Source organism: Ferrovibrio sp., from assembly GCF_964218355.1.
Taxonomy (GTDB): Bacteria; Pseudomonadota; Alphaproteobacteria; order Ferrovibrionales; family Ferrovibrionaceae; genus Ferrovibrio.
Genome location: NZ_CAXPMC010000003.1, coordinates 26521 through 40846, shown reverse-complemented (window position 1 = coordinate 40846; position 14326 = coordinate 26521). Strand labels below are relative to the sequence as shown.

The following is a 14326-nucleotide window of genomic DNA, read 5'->3' as shown; positions in this document are numbered from 1 at the left end:
CGGTTTTACCGGCAGTTAAGCCTTTAACCTTTACCCTGTGCCCTCGTTTTCCGCCGCCCGCGCCGGCCAGGAGGCCCGCCCGACCCATGCACAGCCTGCAGCCCCACAGCCTGCTGATGGACCTGGACCGGATCCGGGATGTCAGTTTTTCCGGCCGGGTCACCTCGATCCAGGGCCTGCTGGTCGAGATTGCCGGGGTCGAGCGCCACCTCTCCATCGGCTCGCGCGTCCATGTCGCCACCCGCGACCAGCGCGAGGTGGAATGCGAGGTGGTCGGCTTCCGCCAGAACCGCGCCCTGCTGATGCCCTATGGCTCGCTGGAAGGCGTCGGGCTCGGCTGCCGGGTCACCGTCGCGGAAGACCAGCCGGTGGTCTATCCGGCAGAAAGCTGGCTCGGCCGGGTGATCGACGGCCTGGGCCGGCCGCTGGATGGCGGCCTGCCCCTGCAGAACGGCGCCGCGCCCTATCCCCTGCGTGCCAGCCCGCCGCCGGCCAATACCCGCAAGCGGGTCGGCAAGAAGATCGATCTCGGCATCCGCTCGATCAACACCTTCATCTCCTGCTGCCGCGGCCAGCGCATGGGCATCTTCGCCGGCTCGGGCGTCGGCAAATCCGTGCTGCTGTCGATGATGGCGCGCTATACCGAGGCCGATGTCAACGTGGTCGGCCTGATCGGCGAGCGCGGCCGCGAGGTGCAGGAATTCATCGAGGACGATCTCGGCAAGGCGGGGCTGGCCCGCACGGTGATCGTGGTGGCGACCTCGGACGAGCCGGCGCTGGTGCGCCGCCAGGCCGCCTACATGACCCTGGCGGTGGCGGAGTTCTTCCGTGACCAGGGCCTGCAGGTGCTGTGCCTGATGGATTCGGTCACCCGCTTCGCCATGGCCCAGCGCGAGATCGGCCTGTCGGGCGGCGAGCCGCCGACCACCAAGGGCTACCCGCCAACCACCTTTGCCGAACTGCCGCGCCTGCTGGAACGCGCCGGGCCGGGTACCGGCGATGGCAGCATCACCGGGCTGTTCACCGTGCTGGTCGACGGCGACGACCATAACGAACCGATCGCCGATGCCACCCGCGGCATTCTCGATGGGCATATCGTGATGGAACGCGGCATCGCCGAACGCGGGCGTTACCCCGCCATCAATATCCTGCGCTCCATTTCCCGCACCATGCCCGGCTGCAACACCGAGGATGAAAACCTGCTGGTCAGCCGGGCGCGCCAGCTGATGGCAACCTACGAGGACATGGCCGAGCTGATCCGGCTCGGTGCCTATCGCAGCGGTTCGGACCCCAAGGTCGACGAGGCGATCCGCTACCAGCCCCTGCTGGAGGATTTCCTGCGCCAGCAGAAGGCCGAGCGTGCCGATCTTTCCTCGGGCTACGAGCGGCTGGCGGAGATTTTCACCGAAAGCGATGCCGCCCGCGCGGCGGCCCAGTAGACAGCAGAGGCGGCAGGCCTGAACGATGCGTGGCGTGGACGGACTGATCCGGCTGTGGAAATGGCGCCTCGACGAGCGGCGGCGCGTCGTCGTCGATCTCGAAATCCTGCGCGCCAATCTCGAACGGCAGATGGAGAAACTGGACCACGAGCTGGAAACCGAGCGCAAGGTCGCCACCCAGCATTACGAGGCCAGCTACGGCTTCACGGCCTACCGCAAGAACAACCGCGAGCGCCATGCCAACCTGATCGTATCGCGCGAGGAAGTGCAGGACCGCATCGCCGCGGCCCAGGAAGAGGTCAACGCCGCCTTCCGCGAACTGAAGAAATACGAGCTGGTGAAAGAGAACTGGGAACGCCGCGAGCGCCAGAAGCAGGAGCGCCGCGAGCAGGCCGAGATGGACGAGGCCGGCCTGCAGGGCTTCATCCGCCGCCAGGAGCGCCCGGACAACATGCCGGGCTGACCTTCAGCGTCGCAGCAGCCGCAGAGCCCGCCCGTCGATCGCCGCCAGCCCCAGCGCGATCACCGCCATGCCGGCGAAATGGCGCAGGGACAAGGCCTCGCCCAGCACCAGCACGCCCAGCAGGATGGCACTGACCGGCACCAGCAGGGTGACGAGATTGACGTTGCTGCCGGCCTGCGCCATCACCCGGAAGAAGATCACGTAGGCAAGCGCCGTCGAGACCAGCGCCAGTGCCAGTAGCGCCGCCAGCACCGGCAGCGAGGGCAGCGGCAGCAGCCATGACCGTTCGGCCAGCAGGACCAGCGGCAGCAGGATGGCGCTCGACCCCAGCAGCTGGCCGGACGCCGTGGCCAGCGGCGGCACGCCCAGGCGGCGGAAGCGCCGGCCGAAGGTGGCGGCGCAGGCATAGGAGACCGTCGCCACCAGCACCGCTCCCTGCGCCATGACATTGCCGCCAAGCCCGGCCAGCAGATCCGGCCCGAGCAGGATGACGACACCGGCAAGACCGAGCAGCACGCCGGCCGCGCGGTTCGGCGTCAGTTTCTCGTCCGTCGTGAAGGCATGGGCGACCAGCGCGGTCGAGATCGGCGTGGTGGCATTGAGGATCGAGGCCAGCCCGCTGGGGATCTGGCCCTGTGCCCAGATGATCAGGCTGAACGGGATCACGTTGTTCAGCAGGCCCATGACCAGGAAGGCCCGCCAGACCAGCGGATCGCGCGGCAGCGCCACGCCGGACAGGCGCAGCACCGCCAGCAGCGCCAGCGCCGCGAGGCCGACGCGGCTGGCGGCAATGGTCAGCGGCGGCAGCTCGTGCACGGCCACGCCGACGAAAAAGAACGACCCGCCCCACAGCACCGAGAGGGCAAGCAGCAGCAGCCAGGCACGGCCGGTCATATGCGGGCCGGATATCTGCGGAACGGGTGTCACGATACGGGCTTTCTAGCAGGCCGGCCGGCGGAGGGCGTCCCGTTTCCTGCGCGGCAATTCAGACCTTCACCTCGGTGCTGGGACCATGCGCCTCCAGCTCCGGGCTCGGCCAGTCGAGCGGCTTCTCGCCGCTGTGGAAACGGATCGAGCCGGCCATGCCGGTCACCTCCAGCGCCTCGGTGAAGATGGCCGTCACGTCGAGACGGAAGGCCGGACCGAATTCGCTTTCCGAACGCAGGATCAGGTCGAGCTGCTTCACGCTGACGAACCCGTCGAACTGGATCGGGCCGGTGCTGTCGAGATTGAAGTCGATGATGAAACGGGTCTGGGCGTGCTGCCGCTTGGGGTCGCGGCGGCGGCGCATGAAAATCTCGATCGGCTCGACCCGGCCACCGATCAGCATCGGCATCACCAGCGCCTGCCAGTCATTGCCGCCCTGCCGCTGGTTGAGGCGGCCGAGATCGCGGAAATCGTCGTCGAGCTGGCGCAGCAGATCGGCATGGCCATGCTGTTCCAGCTTGCGCACCGCTTCGGCACCCAGCCAGGCCTGGGCACTGCCGGCTGCGGCGGCCGCCATGAACTGCAGGGCGGTGGCGGCCAGCCGCGCATTCGGCTGCGGCATCAGCTCGGTCTGCAGGCGCTGGGCCAGCGCCGGATCGGCGGCGCGGATCGCGTCCAGCGTCTGCTGCAGCACCGGCCACTGGCCCTGCAGGCGGCTGAAGATTCCGGCCGGCGGCACCGGGCCGAGCGCGGTTGCCGGCGGTGCCGGCGGCCGCACCAGCGCCGCCAGCTCCAGCGTCACCTGGCTGCCGGCCGGCAGGGCCTGCGGCAGGTTGAGCGCCAGCAGCCCCTGCGGCGTCGACAGCAGGGTCTGGCCGGCTTGATTGCGGCCGGTGACCACCCCGGCCAGAAGCCCCGGCAGGGTGGCGGCGGATACCGGCAGCGCCGCGGCAGCCTGCGGCAGCGGCATGGACCTGGCACCGGTGACAGCCGCGGCCGGTGGCTGTGCCGGTGGCTGCGGCGCGGCGGCCGGTGGTGGTGGTGGCACCAGCACGGCCGCCGGCGACCGCGGCACCACCGAGGCCGGCATGACGACGGAAGCAGGCGGCGGGACGGATGCCGCGCCGGCCGATGCGGCAGTGGCGGATGCGCCGCCAGCGGCAGCCGGCGCCGTGGCTGGCGTCCCGGCTGGCGCCGTGGCCGGCGTGGCGCCCGGCGGCGGCTGGGTTGCGGCCGGCATGCCCGGCACCGGCGGTGCCGCCGGCGGCGTCTGCTGGCCGGGCGGCGTGACCGTCTGCACCACCAGCTGCAGCTGGCTGCCCGGCGGCAGGGCCGGCACCGGGGCCGGCGGCACACCGCCGGCAGATGGCAGCACCGGCTGCGGGATCACCGTTCCGCTGACCGGCTGGCCGGGGCCGGGCAGGACCGGCGGCGCGGCGGCGGCCGGCGGCGGCGGCGCGGCGGCCAGCTGCAGCTGCGCCGCGGTCGGCGGCTGGGCCAGCGCGGCGACCGGCGGCTGCAGCGCGGTGCCGTTGACGGCGGTCACCGTGGCCTGCTGCGGATTGGCGGCATTGAGCTGGATGGTCAGCGCGGCATTCAGCACCGCGATGTTTTTCTGTTCGAGAATGCTGGCAAAACTGGGCAGGGCCAGGGTGGTGCCCGAAGCCGTGCGTACCAGTGCCGTGGTTCCGTCGCGGGCGACCACCTGGGCCTGCAGCTGGCTGCCGCGGGCCAGATCGCGCAGGCTGTCGGATACCCTAGTCGCCTCGCCCTGCAGCACGCTCTGCGGTGCGGAGGTGCTGCTGCCGGAACCGCCGCCCGGCGGCGGCGATGCGGCCGGTGAACTGCCGCCTGGCGCGGTGCCCGCCTGGCCGGCTCCTGTCTGGCCGGTTCCTGCCTGGCCCGTGCCGGTCTGCGTGCCGCCCTGCTGGTTGCCGCCCTGCTGATTGCCGGCCGGCACCGGTGTTGCCGGTGCCGCATTGCCTCCGCCCGTGGCGGGTGTCGGCGTCGGGGCCGGCAGCGGCGGCGGAACGGGACCGATATCGCTCACGCGATCATGCTCCCGGCCGGCGGGTCAGGGCTGTGCCGACTGGCTCGCCCGCGCCAGATGGCCAGCCAGGGCCTCGACATCCTCGGCCGCCTCGCACATCGGATGCCGGGTCAGCAGCGGCACCTGGTTGCGGATGGCATCGCGCACCTTGTCGTCGCGGCGGACCACGCCGGCCAGCGGCGGCACGTATTTCAGGAAGTTTTCCGATGCCTTGGCCAGCTTGGCATGGGTGCGCTCGCCCTCGCGGGCGGTCGGCGCGATGTTGATCACCACCCGCACATCGGCATTGCGGTCGGCCATGCGCGCCAGCTTGATGAAGGCATAGGCATCGGTCAGGGCGGTCGGTTCGTCGTTGGTCACCACCAGGGTGACCCCGGCCGCCGCCGAGAAGGTGCGCACCACCGCATCGACGCCGGCACCCAGATCGATGATAAGCTTGTCGTAGGAGCGCGCCAGCTGCACCAGCTGGTCGCGCAGATCGGTCAGCGCGGGGCCGTCCAGCGTCGCCAGCGACGCCGAACCCGACTTGCCGGCGATGATGTCGAAACCGGCCTCGGAGGGCATGATCGCATCGGCCAGGCTGAAGCGGCCGGCAATCACGCTGCCGAGATCGCGGTCGGGCATCAGGCCGAGCTGGATGTCGACATTCGCCAGCCCGATATCGCCGTCGAACAGCAGCACGCGCTGGCCCTGGCGGGCGAAGCAGTGCGCCAGCGTGACCGACAGCCAGGTCTTGCCGACACCGCCCTTGCCCGACGCGATGGCGATGATGTTCGGCTGCTTCAGCGCAGCGGCCGGATGGCGCATCGGCCGGCCTGGCTGGGCAGGCGGCTGATTGGCGGGGGGAGCAGGCGGCAGCGTGGCGGTCATGGTCATTCGGCAGCCCTGAAGGACGGGGAACGGGAAACAATGGGCCGGTCGGCGGACCGGTCGGCGGATCGGGCGGCGGCACGGCCGGCCGGCGCCACGGGATTGAGTTCGGCCACCGGGTCTTCGCCGGCCATGACCGCATCCGGATCGGCCAGCAGGCGATGGGCCAGGGCCAGGGCATCGAGCCGTTCGAAGCCACGCCCGACAAACGGGCTGGCGCCGGCATCGGCAAAGGCCAGGCCGCCCAGTTCGGCGGCGGCAACCAGGGCGCCCAGCCGCCGCGCGGCATCGAGGCGGGTGGCGATGACACGGCGGGCGCCGAGCGCCGCCGCCTGCGCCGCCAGTTCGCCGGCCTCCATCGCGTCGGTCCCGGCCGCCAGCACCATCACCGGCTCGGCGCCCGACGCCTCGATCAGCTGCAGCAGGCCACGACGCTCGCCGGCGGCATGCAGGTTGATGCCGGCCGTGTCGATCACCAGCCGCGCATCCGGCGCGGTCTGGTCGATGGTGGCGGCAAGGTCGCGGGCATCGGCGGTTTCGGTGAAGGGTGCGTTCATCACCCGGCACAGCGCCGCCAGCTGCTCGCCGGCGGCAGCACGGCTGCGGTCGGTGGAGATCACCTGCACCGGCCGGCGGTCCATCACGCAGCGGGCGGCGATCTTGGCCGCGGCCACGCTTTTGCCGCTGCCCGGCGGCCCGATCAGAATCAGCGGCCGGTTATCCGGGCCAAGGCCGGGAAAACGGTAGCTTTCATCCAGTGCCTCGGCCAGCGCGCCGACCGCATCGTCGAGCCCGACCTGCAGTGCCGCCTGCATCAGCCGTTCGGCGATGCGGGCCGGCACGCCGTGCCAGGACAGCGAATCGCCGACCAGTGCGCCGAGCTGGGCCGGATCGAGATCGGCGAAATCCTCCTGCGGCACGAACAGCCGCCCGTCGCCCTCGCCATAGCGCAGCGCCCGTGCCTCGTCGGTGGCAAAATCGTCCTCGACATGCTGCTCGACCGCCGCCGTGATCTCGACCCCGCGGCCATCACGGTGGGTGGCGGTCGAAATGATGATCGCATCCTCGCCCAGCGTGTCGCGCACGAGGCCCATCGCCTCGCTCATCGTCGCCGCCTGGAAGGTTTTCATCCGCATGGATCAGGCCGCCTTCAGATCTGTGCCACCGTCCGAAGCTTGGCCTTCGGATGGATTTCCTGCTGCGACATCACCACGGTGGCCGGCCGGAAGCGTTCGATGATCGAACGCACATAGGGCCGGATGGTCGGGCTGGTCAGCAGCACCGGGATATGCCCCTCGCCGGCCAGACGCTCGAAGGTCTGCCGCACCTGGGCGATGAAGTCCTGCAGCCGCGACGGCTGCATGCTGAGCTGGCGATCCTCGCCCTGGCCGATCAGCGCCTCGGCGAAATTCTGCTCCCATTGCGGCGACAGCGTCACCAGCGGGATGTAGCCGTCGGGGCTGACATGGGCGTTGGAAATCTGGCGGGCCAGGCGCGAGCGCACATGCTCGGTGATCTGGGTGATGCTCTGGGTATAGCCGCTGGCCTCGGCAATCGCCTCGAGGATGGTGGCGAAATCGCGGATCGAGACGCGCTCGGCCAGAAGATTCTGCAGCACGCGCTGGATGCCGTTGACGTTGATGCGGGTCGGGATCACCTCGGTGACCAGCTTCTCGTTGGTCTTCTTCAGCTCGTCGATCAGCTTCTGGGTCTCGGCGAAGCTGAGCAGGTCGGCCATGTTGTCCTTGACCACCTCGGTCAGGTGGGTGGTGATCACCGTGCCGGGATCGACCACGGTATAGCCGCGGAACATCGCCTCGTCGCGCAGGCTCTCGTCGACCCACATGGCCGGCAGGCCGAAGGTCGGCTCGATGGTTTCCTCGCCCTGCAGCGCGATCCGCTCGCCGCGCGGATCCATCACCAGCAGGGCATTCGGCCGCACCTCGCCGCGCGCCGCCTCGACCTCCTTGACCCGCACCACATAGGTGGTGCCGGGCAGCTGCATGTTGTCGAGGATGCGCACGCTGGGCATGATGAAGCCCATGTCGATGGCGATCTGGCGGCGCAGCGCCTTGATCTGGTCGGTCAGGCGGTAGCCGCGCGCATCGTTGATCAGCGGCAGCAGGCTGAAGCCAAGTTCGAGACGCAGATCGTCGATGGCCAGCGCGTTGGTGACCGGCTCGTCCAGCGGATTGGGCGGCGGCGGTGGCGGCGGCGGCGGCACGAAGGCGGCGGCGGCGGCCTTCTTCTGCTGCTGCCAGGCCAGCCAGGCCAGCCCGCCGGTCACGAAAGCCAGGATGATGAAGGGCAGGAAGGGCATGCCCGGGATCAGCGCGAAGCACAGCGACAGGAAACCCGCCATGCCCAGTCCCTTGACCGAGGACAGCTGGGCCGACAGCGCCTTGTCGGTCGAGCCGGTGACACCGCCCTTCGAGACCATGATGCCGGCCGCCACCGAAATGATCAGCGCCGGAATCTGCGATACCAGGCCGTCGCCGACGGTCAGGATCGAATAGGTGTTGATCGCCTGGGCGAAGGTCAGGCCGTTCTGCAGCACGCCGATCAGGATGCCGCCGATCAGGTTGATGAAAGTGATCAGCAGGCCGGCGACGGCATCGCCGCGGACGAATTTCGAGGCGCCGTCCATCGAGCCGAAGAAGCTCGATTCATCCTCCAGCTCCTTGCGCCGCACCCGCGCGCTGGCCTCGTCGATCAGGCCGGCCGAGAGGTCGGCGTCGATCGCCATCTGCTTGCCGGGCATGGCATCGAGGGTGAAGCGGGCGGAGACTTCCGCGATGCGGCCGGAACCCTTGGTGATGACCACGAAATTCACCAGCACGAGGATGGCGAACACGATGATGCCGATCACCAGGTTGCCGCCCATGACGAACTGGCCGAAGGCCTCGATCACATGGCCGGCGGCATCGGTGCCTTCATGACCGTTGCCGAGAATCAGCCGGGTCGAGGCGAGATTCAGCGACAGCCGCAGCATGGTGGTGATCAGCAGCACGGTGGGGAAGGAACTGAATTCCAGCGGCCGGGTGATGAACAGGCAGGTCATCATCACCAGCACGGCCGCACTGATCGACACCGCCAGCGTGATATCCAGCAGCCAGGTCGGCATCGGCAGGATCAGCACCGACAGGATCGCCATCACGCCCAGCGCGAGCATGATGTCGCCATGCCGGCTGAGACCGCGCATGCGACTCAGCAGGTCGGGCCCGCCGGCTCCTGCCGGGGCGCCGGCCGGTGCGTCAGCCGATGCGTTGTCCGCCATCCTTCACTCCATTCCCGGGGCCGCGGCCATCATGCCGTGGCCCGGCTGCCTTCGGTTGCGGCGGGGACCGCGAGGCCCTCGTCGGAATACTGCTTCAGCTTGTTGCGCAGGGTGCGGATCGAGATGCCGAGGATGTTGGCGGCATGGGTGCGGTTGCCCAGGCAATGCTTCAGCGTGTCGATGATCAGGTCGCGCTCGACATCGGCGACGGTGCGGCCGACCAGGTTGCCGCCGGTCGCCGCGCCGGCTCCCGCCGCCTCGCCGGCCGGCCGGCCGGTCGCATCGGCCAGCGCCGAACCGTCGGGCAGGCGCACATCCTCGACCTCGATCTGCGGCCCCGTTGCCAGCAGCACCGAACGGTGCATGGTGTTTTCCAACTCGCGCACGTTGCCGCGCCACGGCGCCTTGCGCAAAGCCTCGATGCAGGCCGGGCTGAGCGGACGCTCGGCGACACCATTGGCTTCCGCATATTTCTTGACGAAATGCACGGCCAGCATCTCGATATCGGCCGGCCGCTGGCGCAGCGGCGGCAATTTCAGGTTCACCACATTGAGGCGGAACAGCAGGTCCTCGCGGAAGGTGCCTTTCGCCACCTCCTCGGTCAGGTTGCGGTTCGAGGTGGCGATCACGCGGATATCGACCTTGACCGGCTTCGAGCCGCCGATGCGGTCGATCACCCGTTCCTGGATCGCCCGCAGCAGCTTGGCCTGCAGGCGGATATCCATCTCGGTGATTTCATCCAGCAGCAGGGTGCCGCCATTGGCCTCCTCGAACTTGCCGATGCGGCGGGCCACGGCGCCGGTGAAGGCGCCCTTCTCGTGGCCGAACAGCTCGGATTCCAGCAGCGTGTCCGGAATGGCGGCGCAGTTCACCGAAACGAAGGGCCGGTCGGCGCGCGGCGACTTGCGGTGGATATGGCTCGCCATCACCTCCTTGCCGGTGCCGCTTTCGCCGGTGATCAGCACCGAGGCACCGCTGGGCGCGATCTGCTCGGCCAGCTTGACCACCTGGGCCATGGCCGGATCGCGGAACAGCATCTGGTGGCCGTCCTCGGCCACCGCCTCCAGCACCGCGGCGATCAGGTCCGGCTCGGGCGGCAGCGGCAGGTATTCCTTGGCACCGGCGCGGATCGCGGCAACGGCGGCGCGGGCGTCGTTGCCGATGCCGCAGGCGACCACCGGCAGGCTGAAACGCTCGTCCTTCAGGCTGTCGACCAGGCGTTTCACATCGAGGCCGACATCGATCAGGGCCAGGTCGGCGCCGCGGCCGGCACGCAGGGTGCTGAGGGCCTGCTCGATATCCTCCACCTGGGCGACCTTGGCACCGCGCTGCAGCGCGATGCGCGTGGCCGCGCCGATCTGCCCGTTCAGTGTCCCGATGATGATCAGCCGCATAATCTGCCCCAGACCCCTCTATCCGATCCGATCATGGTGCCGCGCCTCAGCCGCGGCCGCCCTTGATGATTTCCGTCATGGTCACGCCGAGCCGGTCTTCCACCACCACCACCTCGCCACGTGCCACCAGGCGGTTGTTCACATAGATGTCGATCGCCTCGCCGACCTTGCGGTCGAGTTCCACCACCGCGCCGCGGCCCAGTTTCAGCAGCTGGCTGACCTGCATGTTGGCCTTGCCCAGCACCGCCGAGACATGGACCGGGATGTCGAAGACCGCCTGCAGATCCGCCGCCGTGCGGGCTGCATTGGGATCTTCCATCTCCATCTCGGACTGGTCTTCGCCCAGGTCCTTCAGGTCGAGATCGTCGCCGCCTTCCGCCATATTCCGTTACCCCTTGATCCGGCCCGGCACTGCCTGCGCAGCCCCTGCCGGCAGTTTCACTGCTGCGGTTCCGCCGCCTCGGCCTGCAGACCCGCCACATAGCGCTCGACCGCCTGGTCGACATCCGTTTCCAGCGCCGCCTGCCGCCGCTCGGCCGAACCATCGGCCCAGTCGACCCGGCAGTCGGTCACCGCCAGCGTCTCGTCGGGCACCAGCGCCACCTTGCCGCCGAAGCCGGACTGCGCCACCAGCTGGTCGACCTTCGGGTCCAGCTGCTGCACCACCGCTTCTGCCGCACGGATCACCAGGCGCGGCTCGTCGCGCATGTCGTCCATGCAGCGCAGCACCAGCGCCTCGATCTGCGCCAGCGGCTGCTGTTCCAGCAGCCGGCCGGCCAGCTTGCGGGCCACGGCTGCCGCCACCTCGACCGCCTCGGCACGGGCCGCCAGCTGGGCCCGGCCGCTGTTTGCCGCCACCGCCCCGAGCTGGGCGGCGATCCCGTGCAGCGCCTCCTCGAGATTGCGCTGATGCTCGGCATAGGCCTCGGCACGGCCGGCCGCCTCGCCCTCGGCGAAGGCCGCCGCCTTGGCGGCCTCGACATCCTCGGCGGAGAATTTCGCCGGCGGCGGCTTCGGCGCATAACTCCGCTCGACCTTCGGGCGGCTGCCGTCGAAGGGCATGTCGAACAGGAATTTCGCCTTGCTTGCCATAGGTGCGTGCACCGCCATCCGCTCAGTAGATCAGTTCGTCTTCGCCCTTGTTGTCGGCCAGCATGATCTCGCCCTTGGCCGCCAGCTCCTTGGCCGTGTTGACCATCAGCATCTGCGCTTCGTCGACATCCTTCAGGCGGACCGGACCGAGCGATTCCATTTCCTCGCGCAGCAGCTTGGAGGCGCGTTCGGACATGTTGGAGAAGAACAGGTCGCGCAGGGTTTCCGAGGCACCCTTCAGCGCCAGGCCCAGCTTGTCCTTTTCCACGCTCTTCAGCAGGGTCTGCACGCCGGACGGGTCCAGTTTGATCAGGTCCTCGAAGGTGAACATCAGGGCCTTGATGCGCTCGGCGGCATCGCGGCTGCGTTCTTCGAGGGCCGCCAGGAATCGGGCTTCCGTGTTGCGGTCGAGGCTGTTGAAGATTTCCGCCATCATCTCGTGGGCGTCGCGGCGGTTGGTGCGCGCCAGGTTCGACATGAATTCGGTACGCAGGGTCTGCTCCACCTTGTCGAGCACTTCCTTCTGCACCGCCTCCATGCGCAGCATGCGCATGACGACTTCCATCGAGAATTCTTCCGGCAGCGCGGCCAGCACGCGGGCGGCATGTTCCGGACGGATCTTCGACAGCACGACCGCGACGGTCTGCGGGTATTCGTTCTTCAGGTAGTTCGCCAGCACGTTCTCGTTCACGTTGGCGAGCTTGTCCCACATGGTGCGGCCGGCCGGACCGCGGATTTCTTCCATGATCTGGTTGACGCGTTCCGACGGCAGCGCCTTCATCAGCAGGCGTTCCGTGCTGTCGAAAGTACCCGTCAGCGACCCGGTGGAGGAGAAGTTGTTGACGAATTCGAGGAACAGCTTCTCCACGACGTCGGAATTCACCGCGCCGAGATTGGCCATGTTCTGGGAGATTTCCTTGATCTCCTCGTCGTCCAGCAGCGGCCAGATCTTGGACGAATGCTCCTCGCCCAGGGCTAACATCAGTATAGCGGCCTTGTCTGGCCCCTTGAGCTGCCGGAAATCCTTTTCACCTGCCATGACCTAACTCCTGGACCGGGCCGTCAGGCCGCCTGGTAGAGCCAGTTGCGGATAATCGAAACGGCTTCCTCGGGATGCTTGTCCACGATTTCGCCGATTTTCTTAAGGCTCGAGGCCTTCACCTGGCCTTCGATGCGGGCGATGTCGATCATCGATTCGATGCCCGGGGTGGGCGGGGCCATCCCGGCATCGGGCGCCGCCGGCAGTTCGGCAATCGGCGCGCCGCCGACCACCATTGGAACACCCGGCATGGCCGGGGTCAACATGCCCGGCGGCACGTCTTCGCTCTCCTGCGAGGCCTCCAGCACGCGGCGGATGATCGGCCGGACCACCAGCAGCATGGCCAGCAGGCCGAGCAGGACATACCCGGCGATCTCGCCGATGCGGAACAGGTCGGCCTTGGTCAGGCCGAGGAAGACCGGCAGGCTGTCGGGATCGACCTCGTCGGGGATGTCGCCCGGTTCGGCGAAGCGCATGGTGACCACTTCGGTGGTGTCGCCGCGCTGCTGGTCGAAGCCGATGGCGTTGCGCACCAGCGCGGTCAGCTGCTGCATCTCCTCGGGCGAGCGGGCCTGATAGGACCGCTGTCCCTGACCATCGACCTGCACGATGTTGTTGACCAGAACGGCGGCGGAAATCCGCTTGATGACGCCGGCCTCGCGCACCTGGGTGCGGATGGTCTTGGAAATCTCGTAATTGACCACTTCCTCGGTGCGGGTCGAGTTGTTGGTGGCCTGGTTGCCGCCCTGGCCCTGCGCTTCCGGCAGGTTGTTGGCCACGGTGACGTTCTGCTGGCCTTCCTGGCTCTGGGTCTGCTCGTTCACCGTCTGGGTCGAGCGCACGACCTGCTGGTCGGGATTGAACAGTTCCTGGTTGGTGGTCACCCGGTCGAAATCCATCTCGACCGTGACCTCGGCACGCACATTGCCGACGCCGACCGAGCGTTCCAGCAGGGTCTCGATATTCTTGCGCAGGCGCTCCTCGGCCTGGCGGCGCATGTCGCTCAGCCGGTTGGCGGTGGCGGTGGCGGGATCCGCCTCCTCCTGGGTGCCGGCCAGCAGGTTGCCGCGGTCGTCGACCACGGCGATGCGACCGGGCTTCAGGTCGGGCACCGCCGCGGCGACCAGGTTCTGGATGGCGCGCACCTGCGGCTGGTCGAGGCGGCCGCCGCGCGTCTTGATCACGATCGACGCCGAGGGCTCGCGCTGGTCGCGGCTGAACACCTCGCGGCGCGGCAGCACCAGGTGGACACGGGCGGACTGCACCTGGTCGAGCGAGCGGATGGTGCGGGAGAGTTCGCCCTCCAGCGCGCGCAGCTGGTTCAGGTTCTGCATGAAATTGGTGGCCGACAGGGCATTGGCCTTGTCGAACAGCTCGTAGCCGGCGCCGCCGCCGGATGGCAGGCCGGCTTCCGCCAGCACCATGCGGGTGCGCAGCACGCGGTCTTCCGGCACCAGGATCTGGGCGCCATTGCCGCCGAGCTGGTAGGGAATCCGCTGCGCCTCGAGCCGGTTGACGATCTCGCCCGATTCGGCGAGGTCGAGGTTGCCGTACAGCAGCACCATCTTGGGCTGCGTCACCTTCATGCCGAGGAAGACGAAAAAGCCGACCAGAACGGCCGCCGTCGCCGCAAGCATGGCCAGCCGGGCGGGACCGATATTCCGCAGCAAGTTCATGATTCCGTTCACGGCTTCACCCCATGCACAGGCGCAGGACCGGGCAGGAGCTTCCCGCCCTGTCTCGCAGGGTAGGAAGGCGGGATGAAAAAGAGGTTA

General features: G+C 68.6%; 12 protein-coding genes. 2 read left to right on the top strand and 10 right to left on the bottom strand.

Translation table 11 applies throughout. The features are described from left to right. Positions 1-86 precede the first annotated feature (86 nt). Positions 87-1439, top strand: a complete 1353-nt coding sequence (fliI, locus tag ACEQZY_RS00505) for a flagellar protein export ATPase FliI (protein WP_341704878.1) — start codon at positions 87-89, stop codon at positions 1437-1439. A 34-nt stretch (positions 1440-1473) separates the two neighbouring features. Continuing rightward, the gene (locus ACEQZY_RS00500) at positions 1474-1902 is read left to right on the top strand and encodes a hypothetical protein (protein ID WP_341704879.1); all 429 of its coding nucleotides are present in this window, start codon (positions 1474-1476) and stop codon (positions 1900-1902) included. A gap of 3 nt (positions 1903-1905) precedes the next feature. Here ACEQZY_RS00500 and ACEQZY_RS00495 read toward each other — a convergent pair whose 3' ends face one another. The 10 genes from ACEQZY_RS00495 to fliF form a co-directional block, all read right to left on the bottom strand. After that, the gene (locus tag ACEQZY_RS00495; RefSeq protein ID WP_370151556.1) at positions 1906-2829 is read right to left on the bottom strand and encodes a DMT family transporter; all 924 of its coding nucleotides are present in this window, start codon (positions 2827-2829) and stop codon (positions 1906-1908) included. Positions 2830-2887: 58 nt separating this feature from the next. Beyond that, positions 2888-4879 carry a hypothetical protein gene (locus ACEQZY_RS00490; protein WP_370151554.1) on the bottom strand — a complete coding sequence of 664 codons (1992 nt, stop codon included), beginning with the start codon at positions 4877-4879 and terminating at the stop codon, positions 2888-2890. Positions 4880-4903: 24 nt separating this feature from the next. Then, positions 4904-5755: a MinD/ParA family protein gene (locus tag ACEQZY_RS00485; RefSeq protein WP_370151552.1), complete on the bottom strand. Its 852-nt coding sequence runs from the start codon at positions 5753-5755 to the stop codon at positions 4904-4906. Continuing rightward, the gene (locus tag ACEQZY_RS00480; RefSeq protein ID WP_370151550.1) at positions 5752-6885 is read right to left on the bottom strand and encodes a hypothetical protein; all 1134 of its coding nucleotides are present in this window, start codon (positions 6883-6885) and stop codon (positions 5752-5754) included. Before ACEQZY_RS00480 ends, ACEQZY_RS00485 begins: the two co-directional genes overlap by 4 nt. Positions 6886-6899: 14 nt before the next feature. Next, positions 6900-9026: a flagellar biosynthesis protein FlhA gene (gene flhA / locus ACEQZY_RS00475; protein ID WP_341705651.1), complete on the bottom strand. Its 2127-nt coding sequence runs from the start codon at positions 9024-9026 to the stop codon at positions 6900-6902. A gap of 29 nt (positions 9027-9055) precedes the next feature. Further along, positions 9056-10420 carry a sigma-54-dependent transcriptional regulator gene (locus ACEQZY_RS00470; RefSeq protein ID WP_370151548.1) on the bottom strand — a complete coding sequence of 455 codons (1365 nt, stop codon included), beginning with the start codon at positions 10418-10420 and terminating at the stop codon, positions 9056-9058. A gap of 46 nt (positions 10421-10466) precedes the next feature. Beyond that, positions 10467-10745 carry a flagellar motor switch protein FliN gene (fliN, locus tag ACEQZY_RS00465; protein WP_370151725.1) on the bottom strand — a complete coding sequence of 93 codons (279 nt, stop codon included), beginning with the start codon at positions 10743-10745 and terminating at the stop codon, positions 10467-10469. Between the two features lie 113 nt (positions 10746-10858). Beyond that, positions 10859-11512 carry a hypothetical protein gene (locus tag ACEQZY_RS00460; protein WP_370151546.1) on the bottom strand — a complete coding sequence of 218 codons (654 nt, stop codon included), beginning with the start codon at positions 11510-11512 and terminating at the stop codon, positions 10859-10861. A 22-nt stretch (positions 11513-11534) separates the two neighbouring features. After that, positions 11535-12551, bottom strand: coding sequence for a flagellar motor switch protein FliG (gene fliG / locus ACEQZY_RS00455; RefSeq protein WP_341705127.1), 1017 nt, complete (start codon positions 12549-12551; stop codon positions 11535-11537). Positions 12552-12574: 23 nt separating this feature from the next. After that, positions 12575-14227: a flagellar basal-body MS-ring/collar protein FliF gene (fliF, locus tag ACEQZY_RS00450; RefSeq protein WP_341705128.1), complete on the bottom strand. Its 1653-nt coding sequence runs from the start codon at positions 14225-14227 to the stop codon at positions 12575-12577. Positions 14228-14326 lie beyond the last annotated feature (99 nt).